Below are 15,318 nucleotides of genomic sequence, written 5' to 3' on the forward strand. Positions count from 1 at the left end.
TGACTGCGGTTCGGTACTACGACGGCGCCACCTGCGACGGCGGCCCGTCAAAACTAGAACTCGTTCTTTTTACATGCAATGATCGGCCATTCGCCCGGCTGAAGCCAGGGCCACTCCACCTCCGGGAGCCGTCATGACCGCCGCCGCCCCCGACCCCACGGACATCCGCGAGCCCGACGAGGCCCTCGCTCCGCCGCCGATACCGGCCGACGTGTTGCGCGAGTTGCGGCTGACCTGGACCCCCCGACCGGAGCCGGACAGCGCCGGACGCGCGGCGCGGCACCGGCTGGCCGAGGCGACCCGCCGCCTGATCGAGGCGGTGAAGTCGGTCGATCCGGAGGACGCCGAGAGCACGCTGGAAAGCGTAGCTGACGATGTATCAGATTTGGCCGATCGCATCGCCGCACTGGTTCGTGTGGGCGACCGCACACCGAACTCGCGCGATCTGGCCCTGCACGAACGCAGCCCGCTCGCGGGCGCGGCGAACCCGCTCGCGCCGCCGATGCAGATCACCGGCGACGGGCCGCTGGTCCGGGCGCACGCCACCTTCGGCGCCGCCTACGAGGGGCCGTACGGGCGGGTGCACGGCGGCTATGTCGCGGCTGCCTTCGACGAGGTGATGGGCTGCGCGCAATCCGGCTCCGGGGTGCTCGGGATGACCGGGTGGCTGACCGTGCGGATGCGTCGGGCGACGCCGCTGTACACGCGCATCGACTACGAGGCGGGCGTCTCGCGCGTGGAGGGACGCAAGGCGTGGGTCACCGCCCGGTCGTACGCCGAGGGCGAGCTGGTCGCCGAGGCCGAGGCGCTGTTCATCCGCCCGTCGCGGGCCTGACACGGCGTCAGGGACGCACGGTGGGTGCGTCCCTGACGTGGTGTCACTTTTCTGCCGGCGACTACTTGAGCGCGATCCGGTCGAAGAGGATCAGACCGTCCTCGAACAGCGACAGGCCCTCGATCTTGCTGTTCTTGCCCTGGACCGCCGCCGCGAAGGACTTCTCGTAGGAGAAGAACGGAACCTCCTTGACGATCTCCGCCTGCACGCTCTGGTAGGCGGCCTTGCGCACCGCCGGGTCATCGCTGTTGCGGGCGTCGTCGAGCGCCCTGTCCACGACGGGGTTGCTCCACTTGGTGCGGTTCTCCGAGCCCTTGGAGTGGGTGAAGTTGTACAACACCGGCTCCGGCTCGTCGAAGGTGATCACGAACTCCGAGGCCTGGAAGTCGTTGTTGATCAGCACCTTCTGGATGTAGGCCGCGCCCTCCAGGAACTCGGTCTTCATCGTGATGTTCTTCATGCCGTTGATCTGGGTGAGCCAGTACTCGGCCGTCATCCGCGCGCTCGCGCTGCTGTTGGTCGTGTAGGTGAAGCTCAACGGCTTGCCCTCGGCCGCCAGTTCGTCGAGCAGCTTCTGCCCCTCGACGCGGTTGTTGGTCGCGTACACCGCGTCCGGGTTGGCGAACGGCGACGCGGGCTGGAACCAGCTCTTCAGGGTCTGGCCCGGCGAGCCCTGGATGGTCTGGTTGCGGTCCTCCGGGTTCATGATCAACGCGAACGCGCGGCGCGCACGCGGATCGTTGAACGGCGGCTTGGACGTGTCGAACATGGTCATGAAGCCGCCGCTCTTGGGATCGAGCGTGACCGTCATGCCGTCCTTCCTGGCCTGCTCGGTCGACGGGAAGTGCGCCGTCGTCATGAGCTGGGCCTGACCCGAGGACAGCGCGGCCAGGCGCTGCTTCTGGTCCATCACCGGCTTGAAGATCAATTCCTTGAGCGCGGGCTTGCCCTGGCCCCAGTACGAGGCGTTGCGCTCCAGGGTGAGCTGCGAGTCGCGCATCCACGTCTTGAGCTTGAACGGCCCCGCGCCGACCGGCTTTTGCGCGAACAGCTTCGGGTCGGCCCGGATCGCGGTGGGCGATCCGATGAAGGCCAGGTTGTGCGCGACGACCAGGTCGAAGTGGGCGTTCGGCGCGGGCAGCGTGACCTTGACGGTCTGCGCGTCGACCGCGTCGAACTTCATCCCCTTGACGGCGGTGAACTGCACCGACTTGTTCGCCGGGTCGGCGTGCCGCTCCCAGTTGAACTTGACCGCCTCGGCGTCGAGCGCGGTGCCGTCGGAGAACTTGACGTTGGGCTTGAGCTTGATCGTCCAGACCGAGTTGCCCTCGCCGGCGGTCGCGCTCTCGGCGATCTGCGGTTCGGCCTTGCCGGTCTTGGGGTTGATCCAGAAGAGCATGTCGAACACGGCCGCGGCCTGGTTGCCGCCGGTGAGGGAGGACACCGTGGTCATGATCGGGTCGATGCCCTTGGCCTCCTGGGTGATGAGCACCGTCATCGAGCCGGAGGCTCCGCTGCCGGAGTCGTCGTCGCCACCACACGCGGTGGCGCCGAGCGTCAGGCCGACGAGGCCCGCCAGTACGCCGGAGCGGCGCAGCAGGCGGGTTTTGAAGGGTGTGGAGTTCACGGTTCGCACGGGACGCTCCTGCGTTCGGGAAGCACAAGGCACGCCGTCCCGGGAGCGGGGTGGCGTCGATTCCTTGATCCAGACGTGGATATACGGCCACGGTATGGAGAAATCTGACGGTCCGTCAAATAACAATTCGGCACCGTCCGTGACGGTACCGCAGCCCCAATCCCCAAAATCCACCGATCGAAGTGACGCTCCGTCAGGAAGCGTCCACCATGGGGGCTGGGGCGCGTCGCAGGGCTACCGGAAGCCGTTCGGGAGACTCACCGCAGCCACGTTGCCCTTACCTGTTCCCGGACACACCGAACGGACCGCCGTCGACACAAGGACCTTGTGAAGGTCCGACCATGGCCGACTGAACGTCCCGACGGTCGATCGAGGTCCACTCCGATGGTGTCGGTCAGCGGCCGGCGCGCTCTACAAGACGAGCCCACGCAGCCGCGTTGACGGTGATCACCGGTGAATCGGCGACTTTGCTGTCCTTCACTCCGACAGCGGCTCCCAGGGACGCCACCTCGACGCAGTCTTCTCCTCCGCTGTGACTGCTGATCTTCCATCGCCCGCGAGCATCCATGCCGTCTCCAATTCCGCGAGCCTCTGCGCAACACGTTGCATCGACTCATCCGCAGTAAGCGCTGCTGCTTGGAGTCGATCGTAGGCGAGCGAGTACGCAGCGAGACAGGCCGGCCGAGAAGACCACGAAGCCCCGGTAAGGGCCTCGACATACACCACGCGCCGATCCCCGAAGTCGAAGATCGTGAACGGCCCGGCCATACCCGGATGACCGCCGGCGGACAACGGCAGTACCTGAAGTTGAACATGAGGCAGCGCGGACACCGTGATGAGCAGATGCGCGAGTTGCTTTCGCAGGATCGCTTGGTTGCCCACGGGACGATGCAGGACAGGCTCGTCAATTATGTACAACAGCGCGCGTGATCCCTCGGGACGCGCTTGCAAGTCGCCCAGTCGTTCGGTGCGCCTTTGCGCTCGCTGAATCACCTCGTCCTCGGGCAGTGCGGGCAAATAAGCGCGAATCGCCGCTACCGCATATTCATAGACCTGAAGAGGACCAGGAATCAGGCTGGATGCGTATGCCCGCGTCACGATCGCCCGTTGCTCCACCCGGACGAGGCGATCGACGCGGGCACCGGAGCCTTCACTCGGGTCGGTCCGCCACCATCCGGACTGCTCGCCCTCGTGCAGGCCCTCGACCATGTCGATCACCTGTGCACTGGCAACCTCGTCCTCGAACCGGCGCGAGCCGACCGGTGCGAGAAGCCCAGCATGGTCAGCGGCAATCCGAACAGCGACTCCAGAACCGTTTGATAGTCGCTCGACGGCCACGGCGGCTCGGCACTCTCCCAGCGCCGCACCTGCCGCACGCTGACGGCGATGCGAAATCCGCATTCGGCGGCTCGCTGCTCGAACGCGTCTGCGAGCCGCTGTTGCGAGTGCCACCCACGCTGGTGCCGCGCGGCGACGAATACCGGATTGCCCGGCTGGATCGAACGTTTCACAACGCCCCCAAGGTGGTCACCAAACACACGGTAACAACCTTGATCGGCCGATTTAGTCGGTTCACGATATTTCACAGACGGCAGACGGTGACAATGCGCCGGCACGGCTCACCCAGAGCCGTTCCTCCCCTGCGTCGCCGCCCCGACCCATCCACCCAGCCCCTCATGGTCCGGACCCGGCTCCCTCGGCACGGCCAAGTTGCGGTCGTGCAGGGCCCGCGAAGCCCGGCGCCGCGCGACCTTGGCCGATCCGGTTCGTCCAGGCTGCGGCTTTGTCGCCCCCGCTGCGGACAGGTCGGCGGGCTCTCCGTTGGGCGTGAGCGTCGGTGCACGCGGCCGAGAGGTCGCGATCGCTCGCCGGTGGTCAGGGTCCGTCGTCGTGGACGCCGCCGAGCTCGACCGACGCTTTCGTACCTGCCGTGGCTGGATCCCGCCGGAGGTGGCGACGTTGCTCGTCGAGCACGGCCATCTCGGCGAAGTGCGCCGGCGTGCGGGCGACTGGGACTGGTATTGCGCGCGGGAGTTCGCGAACGTCCTGATCGGGCAGGGCCGGCGCGATGCCGGCCTGGAGGTCCTTGCGCCGTTCGTCCGCAGTGGCTGGTGGGAGGCGGTCGGGACCGCTGCCGGGCTCCTGGACGCATGGGGGCGTGCGGACGAGGCGATCGCTCTCGTGCGCCCACTCGTGGACGCACGGGACGGCCACGCACTGCGCCGACTGGCCGAACTACTGGCGCGGCGGGGGCGCGTCGACGAGGTGATCGCGTTGTTGGGGCCGCGCGCCGAGGACCGGAACATCGCCGAGGCACTGGTCGAGTCGACCGCAGGGTGTGGTCGGGACCAGGAGGTGGCAGCCCTCCTGCCCACCGTTGCCGCCGATACGTGGTCCACCCGGGGGTGGGAGGTCGTGGGTTCGGTGGCCCGGGTGCTGGAGCGACGCGGGCGGGTCGAGGAGGCGATGGCGCTACTGCGGGCCTACGTCCATCACGAGGGCGCCTTCTACCACGACGTGCTGGAGGACCTCGCCGACATGCTGGTCCGCCACGATCGATGGGACGAGTTGCGGGAGTTGCCGGAGTGCGACGACACGTGGGTTGCCTGGCGGATGGCCGACGCGCTGGAGGAACAGAGGCGGGTGGCCGAGGCCGTCGAGGCGCTGCGGCCGTTCGTGGCGCGAGGTGGGCAGTTCGAAGTGGCAGCTCGACGAGAGCGTACGTAGCCGCCCAGAGCGCGGCCCCACCCGGCATCCGGCCGCGCGGCGGACGAGCAGCCTCGACGGCGGCGTGGCCTTGGCCCGTCCCGCCGGCCCGTGGCGCGCCCTTGCCGGTCGTGGGTCGGCGGTTCGCGGGTCGGTCAGGGGCGCAGGGCCTTGAGGGTCAGGGCGACGAGGCTGTCGGCGTAGTCCTGGGTGAGGGGGCCGGAGCGGAGTAGCCAGCGTTGGTAGAGGGGGGCGTAGAGGAGTTCGAGGGCCAGATCGAGGTCGAGGTCGGGGGCGATCTGGCCGGCTCGTTGGGCGCTGCGGAGGCGTTCCTTTTTGGCTTCGTCGACGGGGGCGGCCATTTTCTCGTGGTAGAGCCTGGCGAGTTTGGGGTCGTTGATGATCTCGGCGTTCAGGGCGCGGATCGGGCCTTCGAACGCGGGGTCGGCGAACTCGGCGACGGTCTCGCGCATCAGATGCCTCAGGTCCGTCTCGACGTCGCCCGTGTCGGGCAGCACGATGCCCTCCCCCGGGTCGCTCAGCGCGAGGAACGCCTCGAAGACGACCTCGCCCTTGGAGCCCCACCACCGGTAGATGGTCTGCTTGCCGACGCCCGCGCGCGCCGCGATGGCCTCGATCGAGAGCTTCGCGAAGCCGACCTCGGAGACCAACTCGCGGGCGGCGGCCAGGATCGCGCGGCGGGACTGCTCGCTGCGGCGGGACGGGTTCGGCTTCGCGGCGGTGCCGGCATCGGTGTTGTCGGTGGTCATGGGCACAGCATAGCCGATCTGCGAGACGAACCGTCTCGTCTTGACTTGGAGCCGCGGACGGTGCATGCTGAATCTCGAAGCGAGACGAACCGTCTCGTCTCACTTGGCATTGATCCCGCATGGCGCACGTCATCGCATCTCCGAGGAGTTGTCGCTCTTGTTCCGCACCCCGGCCACCGCCGCACCGCTCACCACCTCCACCTCCACCACCACCTCCGCATCCGCATCCGACACGTTCTCCGTCGTCGACGTGCGCACCACCACCGGGACCGGTCTGCGAATCACCGCCGAGGCTGCCGCCGCCCGGGGCGTCGCCGTACCCGCAACACCCGCCGGGCCGCGCCCTCGGCGCGAAGGGCGGATCGCCGGGTCGCGGATCGCCGCCCCGCGACCCGTGCGGACCGACCACCGCACGGCGACCTCGTCCGGCTGTCGACCGAGGTGAGTGCGATCCCGACGACTTCACGAACCGTCTCGCCGACACCATCCGAACGCAGTGCCCGTTCCGACCCCGCAAAAGCACAGGAGCCCACCTCATGACCACCGCCACCCTCACCACAACCACCACCGACCCCACCGACCGCGAACCCCGCGTCTGGTTCGTCACCGGTGCGTCCCGGGGTCTCGGGCGCGCCTTCGCCGAGGCCGCGCTCGCGGCGGGCGATCGGGTCGTCGGCGCGGCTCGCGATGTCGGGCCGCTCGCCGACCTCACCGCCGAGTACGACGGCCGCTTCGTGGCCCTCTCCCTCGATGTCACCGATCGCGACGCGGTGTTCCGCACCGTGGCCCGCGCCGTCGCGGCCTTCGGTCGGCTCGACATCGTGGTCAACAACGCGGGCGTCAGCCTGATCGGGATGATCGAGGAGGTGACCGAGGAGCAGGCCCGGGCGCACTTCGACGTCAATTTCTTCGGCGCGCTGTGGGTGAGCCAGGCCGTGATTCCCCACCTGCGCGAGCAGGGTTCGGGGCACATCCTCCAGATCGGTTCGATGGGCTCCGCCGTCGGCTTCGCGTCCACGGGTCTGTACAGCGCGGCCAAGGCCGCCCTCGACAGCGTGACCGGCGCCCTGGCCATGGAGGCGGCGGGCTTCGGGGTGCACGTGACCCTGGTCCAGCCCGGTGGCTACGAGACGGCGCTGTTCACCCACGGCCTGACCATGACCACCGAGAAGGAGGCGTACGCACCGCTGCGCGCCGAACTGGCGCAGATCTGGGGCGAATCGAAGGACGCCGACCCGGCCAAGGCGGCGGCCGTCCTGCTGCGCGTCGTCGATCTGCCCGAGCCACCACGTCGGATCATCCTCGGCGGCGCGGCCTTCGACATGGTCGCCGACCTCGACCGGGCGCGCCGGGAGGAGTACACCCGATGGGAGGCGTTGAGCCGCGAGGGCGACTGAGCCCCGGAGCACGCCTCGGGGGCGCGCCCGGGCGTGGTGAATCCACTCATTCCGGATTGGCTCCTGACGGCAGGCCAATTCGCCAGTACGGTCGGCGGCATGGGTTCAGAACGACGCGGATTGCTCCTGGGCACGGCGGCCTACGCCATGTGGGGCCTCTTCCCGCTCTACTGGCCGCACGTCAAGCCGGCCGGCGCCGTGGAGATCCTCGCCCACCGGATGACCTGGTCGCTGCTGTGCATGGTCGTCCTGCTCGCCGCACTCCGCCAGTGGTCGTGGATCCGCGAGATCGTCCGCACGCCGGCCAAGCTGGTCACGGTCACGCTGGCGGCCGTGATGATCTCGATCAACTGGGGCGCCTACATCTACGGCGTGAACCACGACCAGGTCGTGGAGACCTCGTTGGGCTACTTCATCACGCCGTTGGTGCTGATCGGCATCGGTGTCGTGGTGCTCGGCGAGCGGTTGCGGGCGATCCAGTGGACCGCCGTGGGGATGGGCGTCACGGCGGTGGTGGTGCTGATCGTCGCCTACGGCCGGGTGCCGTGGATCGCGCTGACCCTGGCCTGCTCGTTCGCGACGTACGGCTACATCAAGAAGCGGATGAACCTGCCCGCGACCCACTCGATGACGATCGAGACGGCCGTGATGTTCCTGCCCGCGCTGGGCTACCTGACCTGGTTGGCCTGGACCGGGGAGGGCACGTTCGGGCACGAGGGCACGCCGCAGGCGCTGATGTTGATGACGGCGGGCCTGATCACCGTGATCCCCATGTTGTGCTTCGCGGTGGCGGCGAACACGGTGCCGCTGAGCACGATCGGCATGCTGCAATACCTGGCCCCGATCATCCAGTTCGGGATCGGAGTCGCGGTCTATCACGAGCCGATGCCCGCCGCGCGGTGGGCGGGCTTCGCCCTGGTGTGGACGGCGCTCGCCGTGCTCACCTACGACGCGATCCGCCAGTCCCGGCGCAATCGGGTCGCCACGATCCCGACCGCGCGGGTGCCCGAGGCCGCAGGCGCCGCCGAACCGGCCCCGAAGACTGCGGCCCCGAAGTCTCCGGCCCCGATCACGGTCGTGCCCGAGCCCGAGCGGGAGGTGGCCTCGTGAGCGTCGAGCAATTGCGCCTGGCGGTCTACCGAGGCTTCGCCGAGACCGGACGGGCGCCGTCCGACCCGGAGTTGGCAATGACCTTGGGGGTCTCCGAGGCGACCGTGCGGGCGGGGCTGTGGGCCCTGCACGAGCAGCGACACATCGTGCTGCGCGACGGCGCGATCGTGATGGCACACCCGTTCAGCGCGGTGCCGCTGGGCTTCTCGGTGATGGGTCCGCGCACGCTGTGGTGGGGCGGCTGCGCGTGGGACTCCTTCGCGGTGCCGCACCTGGTGGGCGAGGAGGTCCTGGTCGCGACCCGCTGCCCCGGCTGCGAGCGGGCCCTCGCCTGGACCGTCGGCACCGAACAACCGCCCAAGGGCGACGAGGTGGCGCACTTCCTGGTGCCGATCACCACGCTGTGGGACGACGTGGTGCACGCGTGCGGCAATCAACGACTGTTCTGCGACGAGGGCTGTGTGGACGACTGGCTCGCCCACACGGGCCAGACACGCGGCTACGTCCTGGACCTCACCAGGCTGTGGCGGCTGGCCGAGCACTGGTACGAGGGACGCCTGCACCGGGGCTACGAACGCCGCGACCCGGCCTCGGCCGCGACCTACTTCGCCTCGGTGGGCCTGGAAGGCCGCTTCTGGGGCCTGTGAGCGCACCCGGACGACGCCGCACCGCGCGACCCGGCTCCTTTCCGCCGTCGTCCGACGTCGCAGCCAGGACTCGATCATGATGGTGAGCGCGCCCGGCGCCCGGATTCACCCGGACGAGCGACACAAACCGAGCCGTTTATGTAGGATGCGTCATATAACTTCATCGTCATGGCTGCCCGGTATGACATCGGGATCGAGCCGAAAGTGCAGGCATGGCTCGCGCGCCTGACACCGGCCGAGTACGGTCACGTCGAACGCGCGGCCGACATGCTTGCCGACCGGGCCACAACACTCGGAGAGCCCTACGCCAGGCACCTGGGCGGCGGACTGCGTGAACTCCGCTTCCACCTCGATCGGCGGCCGATCCGCATCACATACCGGCTCGCGGCCGGGCGTCGAATCATCCTACCGACCGTGTTTGCCAAGACCCGGATAGTCGAACAGCTCAAGTGGAGCGCGCCCGGCGCGCCCTGCACGAATGCGAGACGACGCACAGTGCGGCAACGCACATCTACAGCAGGTAGGCCGGCGCTCAGGAGGACTGATCATGGAAGCCCGTCACGCGATCCGAGGTGGCCACGCCCGTTGGGAACGCGACGCCGAGCGCGATCCAGCCCAACAGGCGGCATATGACGCGGCCGGCGCCGCCTTCGCTCTCGGCCAGGCCGTCTACGACCGACGCACCGAACTGGGCCTCTCCCAGACGGCGTTGGCAGAACGCGCCGGGATGCACCAGGCGGCGATCTCCCGGGTGGAAGGCGGCGGCACCATGCCGACTCCCCCCGTGCTGCACCGTTTGGCCCGCGCTCTACAGGCGGACCTCAATGTCGTTTTCGGTATGGACGACTCCACCACCGCCGTCTTCGTCCCTCACGGCGACCTTCGAAGCGCCTGAGGCGTCTCGGGTCGTCGACCGCCTGCGGTATCCCAGGACGACACAGGACACTCCGACCGACCCCAGCCCGCCCCTACCCCTCCCGATCCAGCAGCGCCAGCACATGCGCCCGCCCCCGGTCGGCGAAGGCCGTCTCCAGGGTCTTGCGGTCCGCCTCGGTGAAGGGTCGGTACGGGCCGTCCTTGCCCTCGCGCCACCACAGTTCGTCGGATCCGGTGTACCAGGCCTGGCGGACCAGGACCCGGGTCAGGATCTTGTTCGTGCTGGTCTGCGGAAGCGTCGCGGCGATCCGGACGTAGCGCGGGTGCCAGGCCCCGGACAGGTCCGACTGCGCCGTCAACCACTGCGCGAACCGCGCCGGTTCGAAGCTCGCGCCCTCGCGCAGCACCAGGGCCGCCATCGCCTGGTCGCCCGCCGCCTCGTCGGCCACGCCGTACACCGCGGCCACCGCGACGTCCGGATGCCGGGACAGGATCCGGGTGACCGGCGCCGCGCCGAAGTTCTCCCCGGCGACGCGCAGCCATTCCCCGCTGCGGCCGGCGAAGAAGACCAGGCCGTCCTCGGTCCGGTAGGCCAGGTCGCCGCTCCAGTACCAGCCCTCGCGCATGCGCTGGGCGGTCGCCGCCGGGTTGTTGTAGTAGCCCTCGAAGGAACCCGCACCGCCGATGTTGACGAGTTCGCCGACCGCGGCCTCCAGGTTGGTCATCCGGCCCTCGGCGTCGAAGGCCGCCGGCGGGCACTCCTCGCGGGTGTCCTGGTTCAGGATCCGGATCTCGCCGTTGGGCCGCCCCAGCGCACCCGGCGGCATGCCCGGGACCGGCTGGAACGACAGGCCGCCCTCGGTCGAGCCGAACCCGTCGCGCACCGTGCAGCCGAACCGCCGGGCGAAGCGCTCGACGTCCTGCGGCCCGCCCTCGTTGCCGAACACCCGCGCCAGCGAGTTGTCCGCGTCGTCCGGACGCTCGGGCGTGGCCAGGATGTACGACAGCGGCTTGCCCACGTAGTTGGCGTAGGTGACCCCGAAGCGCCGCATGTCGGGCAGGAAGCCGGACGCGGAAAAGCGTCGACGCAGCACCAGTTCGGCCCCGGAGGCGACCGCCGGCGCCCAGCACGTGACGATCGCGTTGGAGTGGAACAGCGGCATCGCGCAGTACGCGACGTCCGCGCCGGTGAGCCGTTCCAGGTCCACCACGCTCGCCCCCTGCACGGCGATCTTGCCCTGCGAGCAGATCACCGCCTTGGGGTGTCCGGTGGTCCCGGAGGTGAGGATCAACATGAAGGTGTCGTCGGCGCTCGGCTGCTCGGCCGGCGGCTCGGCTCCCGCGTACGGCTCCAGCGCCGCCGCCCAGGACGCGTCGTCCACGCACAGCAGCCGGTCCGCCGGGAAGTCCGGCGCCGCAGTGCGGAGCTGCGCCAGGTGCGCGGCGTCGGTGATCACGAGCGAGCAGTCCGTGTGGTCGATGTCGCGGGCGAGTTCGGCGCCGACCCGGGTCGGATTGAGCCCGACGATCACCGCGCCGGACAGCGCCGCGGCGCCCAGCAGCAGCGGAAACTCCGGCACGTTCTCCAGCATCACCCCGATGTGCCACGGCCGACCCTCGACCCGCAGCGCGCGCAGCAGGGCCGCCCGCCGGGCCGACTCGGCGACCACCTCGGCCCACGACCAGACCCGGTCCTCGTGGCGGAGCCCGGGGCTCGCATCCGCGGCCCGCTCACGCAGTAGTACGTCCAGGGTGGTGCTCCAACGTCCGGACACGGCACGACTCCTGACGGACAGACACACGTACATGGCACGATCAAGCTTTCGCTTCGCAACCTAACCCGGGTGCGCGTGGATCGGAAGACGACCAAGATCGAAATCGGGGCGTAGGTGGTCTCGCTTGCCCACACGTGACGCGTCGGACAGATTGAAGCCGTACGCATCGGGGGAGGCAGGCATGGACATGAGTATGGATTCGGGCATACCAGGCAGAATTCGCAGCGCGCTTTTTCTTGACTTTGACAATATTTACAGCGGGCTGCGTGAGACGGATCGGGCTTCGGCGGAGATTTTCGCCCGTAAGCCCTCCCAGTGGTTGGAGTGGTTGGAGAACGAGGCGATCGAGCGTGGCCTGCGCCGATCCCTGCTTGTGCGCAACTGTTATCTCAACCCGGTCATGCACGACCGTTACCGGGCCTTCTTCACGCGGTCGGCCTTTCGCGTGATCGACTGCCCGCCGTTGACGGGGCGGGGCAAGAACAGCGCCGACATCCACATGGTGATGGATGTCCTGGATACGCTCCAGCACTCGACCCGTTTCGACGAGGTCATCATCATGAGCGCGGACGCGGATTTCACGCCCGTGCTGCTGCGACTGCGCAGCCACGATCGGCGCACCATGGTGATCGCCAGCGGCCCGGCCGCCCAGGCGTACGTCGCGGCGGGCGACGTGGTGATCAGCGACCAGGAGTTCATCGAACGGGCGCTGCGCGACGAGATCGACGTCGCGCCGGCCGACGAGGGCGTGCGCGAGCAGGTGATGGCACACGTGCGCGCGCAACTCGGCGGATCCGAGGAGCCGATCGTGCTCGCGACGCTGGCCCACTCGGTGCTCCAGCAGGTCGGCCGCGAACAGGTCACCCGCACCCGCTGGGGCGGGGCGGCCACCTTCTCGTCCCTGCTCGAACTGATGCTGGAGCAGGGCAGCGACGAGAAGCTGCTGATCAGCCGGGTGCCACCGGGTTACATCTACGACCGCACCCGACATCAGGCGCCCTCGGCCCGCCCCAACGGCCAGGGCCGGATGGACCACGTGCGCGAGCCGGTCCGCGACCTGATCGACCGGGTGGCCACGGTCACCGGGGCACCCCGGCTCTCCCCGGAGGAGTACCACGTGCTCTTCGAGGAACTGCACGCCGAGGTCAGCGAGAACGGCTTCCAGGGCAACCAGACCTCGGGCGCGGTCCGCGACCGATGCGCCGAACGCATGCAGACGATCGCCCGCAAGGCGATCGCGTTCGTGACCACCGGGCTGGTCTACTCCGGCTACTGGTCCTCCACCGCGCACCCGGTCGCCTCCGCCGACGACCTGGCCGACGCCTTCCTGCGCAACGTCGAAACCCTGTGCGCCAACGCCCGCCTCTACCTCAACGACACCGAACGCGCCCTTCTCACCGAGTGGCTGCACGGCACCCCCGCCGCCCCGACCCTGATCGCCCCCGACCTGACCACCGTCCCGGGCGTCAACGGCACCTGACCCCACCGACGGGTGCGGTCCCGCACCGCACCCGTCAGGACGTCGGAGCCGGCGGAACCGACGGCGAAACGGACGTCGAAACGGACGTCGGAGTCGACGACGAGCCCGACGACGGCACCGATGCCCCCGCCGCGGTGAAGCACGGCGACGTGACTTCGATCACGATCGCGTCGGACACCGGCCGATCCGGCGTAACGAGCGCCGAGAAGAGCCGAAGCCCATAGCCACTCTTGCGGTCACTCGCGTTCAGCACCGCAGCCGGTCCCGGTCCGCCCGCCCCGTCGAACCAGATGTCGATCCCGCGCGCCCGCATCCCGGCCCGCACCCGCTCGTAGGCGTCCGGGTGCGACGGGCCCGCAAGCGGCACCCGGAACACACTCTCGACCCCGGATCCGCCCGCAGCCCAGTCGTCGTAGCACTGCACCGGATCCGACCACACTTTCGTGGACACGGCCTCGAAGGGTCCGTTACCGATCCACCCCGTGATGTCCGACGCATATCCCGAAACGTTCCGCCGCATCTCCTCGACGTTGTGCACCGGCGCCGGCTCGGTCGACCGCTTCGGCATGTCGAACGCACTGCCCAGCCCACATCCCGCGCCGGAAACCATCAGCGCCGCTGCCAGGACCACCGCACGAACTCGCTTCGGGAACACGGGGTTTCACTTTCGTCGGGGCCTCGGGAACAGCTCCACCCTGGCTCTCGACGCCGCCCCGTCGCGTGAGCCCGCGTACTCAATCCCGTACCCGAGGCCCCCGGAACGACCCGACCGGGGCCGCCCCGGGAGCACCGTCCGCCGCCGTGACCGAGACGAACACGGTCACGGACGGCGGACCGGCAAGCCCTAGAACTGCCCGCGGCGGTACAGCCCCACGACCGCGGCGCCGCCGAGGCCGATGTTGTGCGTCAGACCGACCTTGGCGTCGGCGACCTGGCGACCCTCGGCGAGGCCGCGCAGTTGCCAGCTCACCTCGGCGGCCTGGGCCAGGCCGGTGGCGCCGAGCGGGTGGCCCTTGGAGATCAGCCCGCCGGACGGGTTGACCACCCAGCGACCGCCGTAGGTGGTGGCGCCGTCGGCGACCAGCTTGCCGCCCTCGCCCTCGCCGCACATGCCCAGCGCCTCGTAGGTGAGGATCTCGTTGATCGAGAAGCAGTCGTGCAGCTCGATCACGTCGACGTCCTCGATGCCCAGACCGGACTGCTCGAAGACCTGTCGACCGGCCGCCGCCGACATCGGCTTGCCGACCACGTCGATGCACGACTTCGAGGCGAAGCTCTCCTCGGTGTCGGTGGTCATCGACTGCGCGACGATCTCGATCGCCTGGTCCTGCAGGCCGTGTTCGCGCACGAAGCGCTCGCTGACCACGAGCGCCGCGGCGGCGCCGTCCGAGGTGGGCGAGCACTGGAGCCGGGTAAGCGGCGCGTGGATCTCCTTGGCGCCGAGCACCTCTTCGAGCGAGTACTCGACCTGGAACTGGGCGTACGGGTTGTTCACCGAGTGCCGGTGGTTCTTGACGCCCACGTGCGCGATCTGCTCGGCGGTGGTGCCGTAGCGGGCCATGTGCTCGCGGGCCGCGTTGCCGAAGATCTGCGCGGTCGGCGGCGCGGTCATCGAGAACCCGTGCGCGTCGCCCATGATCTTGTAGTGCGCGGCGACCGGCGACGTGGAAAAGTCGCCCTCGCCGCCCCCGCCCAGCGAGCCGCGCTTCATCTTCTCGAAGCCGATCGCGAGCACACAGTCGTTCAGCCCACCGGCGACGAACTGACGAGCCATCATCAGCGCGGACGAGCCGGTCGCACAGTTGTTGTTGACGTTGTAGACCGGCACCCCGGTCAGACCCAGCTCGTACACCGCACGCTGCCCGGCGGTGGACGCCTGGAAGCAGTAGCCGACCGGCGCCTGCTCGACCAGGTCGTAGCCGACGCCCGCGTCCGCCAGGGCCTTGTCGCCGGCCTCCTTGACCATGTCCCAGTACTGCCAGTCGCGGCTCTCCGGCTTCTCGAACTTGGTCATGCCGACGCCGACGATGAATGCCTTTTGTGCCATGTCGCGAACTCCCACTGAACGAATGCGGAACGAGGACGA

Annotated in this window: 16 protein-coding genes; 8 read left to right on the top strand and 8 right to left on the bottom strand. The window is 69.1% G+C overall.

The window, feature by feature from the left end; genetic code table 11:
* Positions 1-133 precede the first annotated feature (133 nt).
* A complete protein-coding gene (locus ACH4U8_RS02620) occupies positions 134-835 on the top strand; it encodes a PaaI family thioesterase (RefSeq protein ID WP_360310233.1) in 702 nt (233 codons plus the stop codon).
* A gap of 61 nt (positions 836-896) precedes the next feature.
* On the opposite strand, the gene ACH4U8_RS02625 is transcribed toward ACH4U8_RS02620, so the two are convergent.
* The 4 genes from ACH4U8_RS02625 to ACH4U8_RS02640 all read right to left on the bottom strand — a co-directional run bounded on the left by ACH4U8_RS02625 (position 897) and on the right by ACH4U8_RS02640 (position 3,982).
* Complete coding sequence (locus ACH4U8_RS02625; RefSeq protein ID WP_360310235.1) at positions 897-2,462, bottom strand: ABC transporter substrate-binding protein; 1,566 nt, start codon at positions 2,460-2,462, stop codon at positions 897-899.
* Between the two features lie 403 nt (positions 2,463-2,865).
* The gene (locus tag ACH4U8_RS02630; RefSeq protein ID WP_360310237.1) at positions 2,866-2,979 is read right to left on the bottom strand and encodes a DUF397 domain-containing protein; all 114 of its coding nucleotides are present in this window, start codon (positions 2,977-2,979) and stop codon (positions 2,866-2,868) included.
* Positions 2,949-3,680 carry a DUF5753 domain-containing protein gene (locus tag ACH4U8_RS02635; protein WP_395775990.1) on the bottom strand — a complete coding sequence of 244 codons (732 nt, stop codon included), beginning with the start codon at positions 3,678-3,680 and terminating at the stop codon, positions 2,949-2,951. Before ACH4U8_RS02635 ends, ACH4U8_RS02630 begins: the two co-directional genes overlap by 31 nt.
* 5 nt (positions 3,681-3,685) lie before the next feature.
* Complete coding sequence (locus ACH4U8_RS02640; protein WP_395775617.1) at positions 3,686-3,982, bottom strand: hypothetical protein; 297 nt, start codon at positions 3,980-3,982, stop codon at positions 3,686-3,688.
* A gap of 379 nt (positions 3,983-4,361) precedes the next feature.
* Between ACH4U8_RS02640 and ACH4U8_RS02645 the strand changes: the two genes are divergently transcribed.
* Complete coding sequence (locus ACH4U8_RS02645) at positions 4,362-5,198, top strand: hypothetical protein (protein ID WP_395775618.1); 837 nt, start codon at positions 4,362-4,364, stop codon at positions 5,196-5,198.
* Between the two features lie 134 nt (positions 5,199-5,332).
* Here the strand turns inward: ACH4U8_RS02645 and ACH4U8_RS02650 are convergent, their stop codons facing one another.
* Positions 5,333-5,947, bottom strand: a complete 615-nt coding sequence (locus ACH4U8_RS02650; protein ID WP_360310243.1) for a TetR/AcrR family transcriptional regulator — start codon at positions 5,945-5,947, stop codon at positions 5,333-5,335.
* Positions 5,948-6,483: 536 nt separating this feature from the next.
* Here ACH4U8_RS02650 and ACH4U8_RS02655 point away from each other — a divergent pair.
* The 5 genes from ACH4U8_RS02655 to ACH4U8_RS02675 all read left to right on the top strand — a co-directional run bounded on the left by ACH4U8_RS02655 (position 6,484) and on the right by ACH4U8_RS02675 (position 9,996).
* Positions 6,484-7,344, top strand: a complete 861-nt coding sequence (locus tag ACH4U8_RS02655) for an SDR family NAD(P)-dependent oxidoreductase (protein WP_395775619.1) — start codon at positions 6,484-6,486, stop codon at positions 7,342-7,344.
* Between the two features lie 99 nt (positions 7,345-7,443).
* The gene (rarD, locus tag ACH4U8_RS02660) at positions 7,444-8,454 is read left to right on the top strand and encodes an EamA family transporter RarD (protein ID WP_395775620.1); all 1,011 of its coding nucleotides are present in this window, start codon (positions 7,444-7,446) and stop codon (positions 8,452-8,454) included.
* Entirely contained in the window at positions 8,451-9,101 is a 651-nt protein-coding gene (gene merB / locus ACH4U8_RS02665; RefSeq protein ID WP_395775621.1) for an organomercurial lyase, read from the top strand. The genes rarD and merB overlap by 4 nt, the downstream gene beginning before the upstream one ends.
* A 267-nt stretch (positions 9,102-9,368) precedes the next feature.
* On the top strand, positions 9,369-9,734 hold the full coding sequence (locus tag ACH4U8_RS02670) for a type II toxin-antitoxin system RelE/ParE family toxin (RefSeq protein WP_395775991.1): 366 nt from the start codon (positions 9,369-9,371) through the stop codon (positions 9,732-9,734).
* A complete protein-coding gene (locus ACH4U8_RS02675; protein WP_395775622.1) occupies positions 9,649-9,996 on the top strand; it encodes a helix-turn-helix domain-containing protein in 348 nt (115 codons plus the stop codon). The genes ACH4U8_RS02670 and ACH4U8_RS02675 overlap by 86 nt, the downstream gene beginning before the upstream one ends.
* A gap of 73 nt (positions 9,997-10,069) precedes the next feature.
* Here the strand turns inward: ACH4U8_RS02675 and ACH4U8_RS02680 are convergent, their stop codons facing one another.
* On the bottom strand, positions 10,070-11,752 hold the full coding sequence (locus tag ACH4U8_RS02680; protein ID WP_395775623.1) for a long-chain-fatty-acid--CoA ligase: 1,683 nt from the start codon (positions 11,750-11,752) through the stop codon (positions 10,070-10,072).
* Positions 11,753-11,945: 193 nt separating this feature from the next.
* Between ACH4U8_RS02680 and ACH4U8_RS02685 the strand changes: the two genes are divergently transcribed.
* Complete coding sequence (locus ACH4U8_RS02685) at positions 11,946-13,232, top strand: NYN domain-containing protein (RefSeq protein ID WP_360310480.1); 1,287 nt, start codon at positions 11,946-11,948, stop codon at positions 13,230-13,232.
* 34 nt (positions 13,233-13,266) lie between these two features.
* Here ACH4U8_RS02685 and ACH4U8_RS02690 read toward each other — a convergent pair whose 3' ends face one another.
* Complete coding sequence (locus ACH4U8_RS02690; protein WP_395775624.1) at positions 13,267-13,770, bottom strand: hypothetical protein; 504 nt, start codon at positions 13,768-13,770, stop codon at positions 13,267-13,269.
* A gap of 306 nt (positions 13,771-14,076) precedes the next feature.
* Positions 14,077-15,279, bottom strand: a complete 1,203-nt coding sequence (locus ACH4U8_RS02695; protein WP_360310259.1) for a lipid-transfer protein — start codon at positions 15,277-15,279, stop codon at positions 14,077-14,079.
* Between the last annotated feature and the right edge of the window lie 39 nt (positions 15,280-15,318).

Origin of the sequence: Embleya sp. NPDC020886 (genome assembly GCF_044333915.1) — a bacterium.
Lineage (GTDB): Bacteria > Actinomycetota > Actinomycetes > Streptomycetales > Streptomycetaceae > Embleya.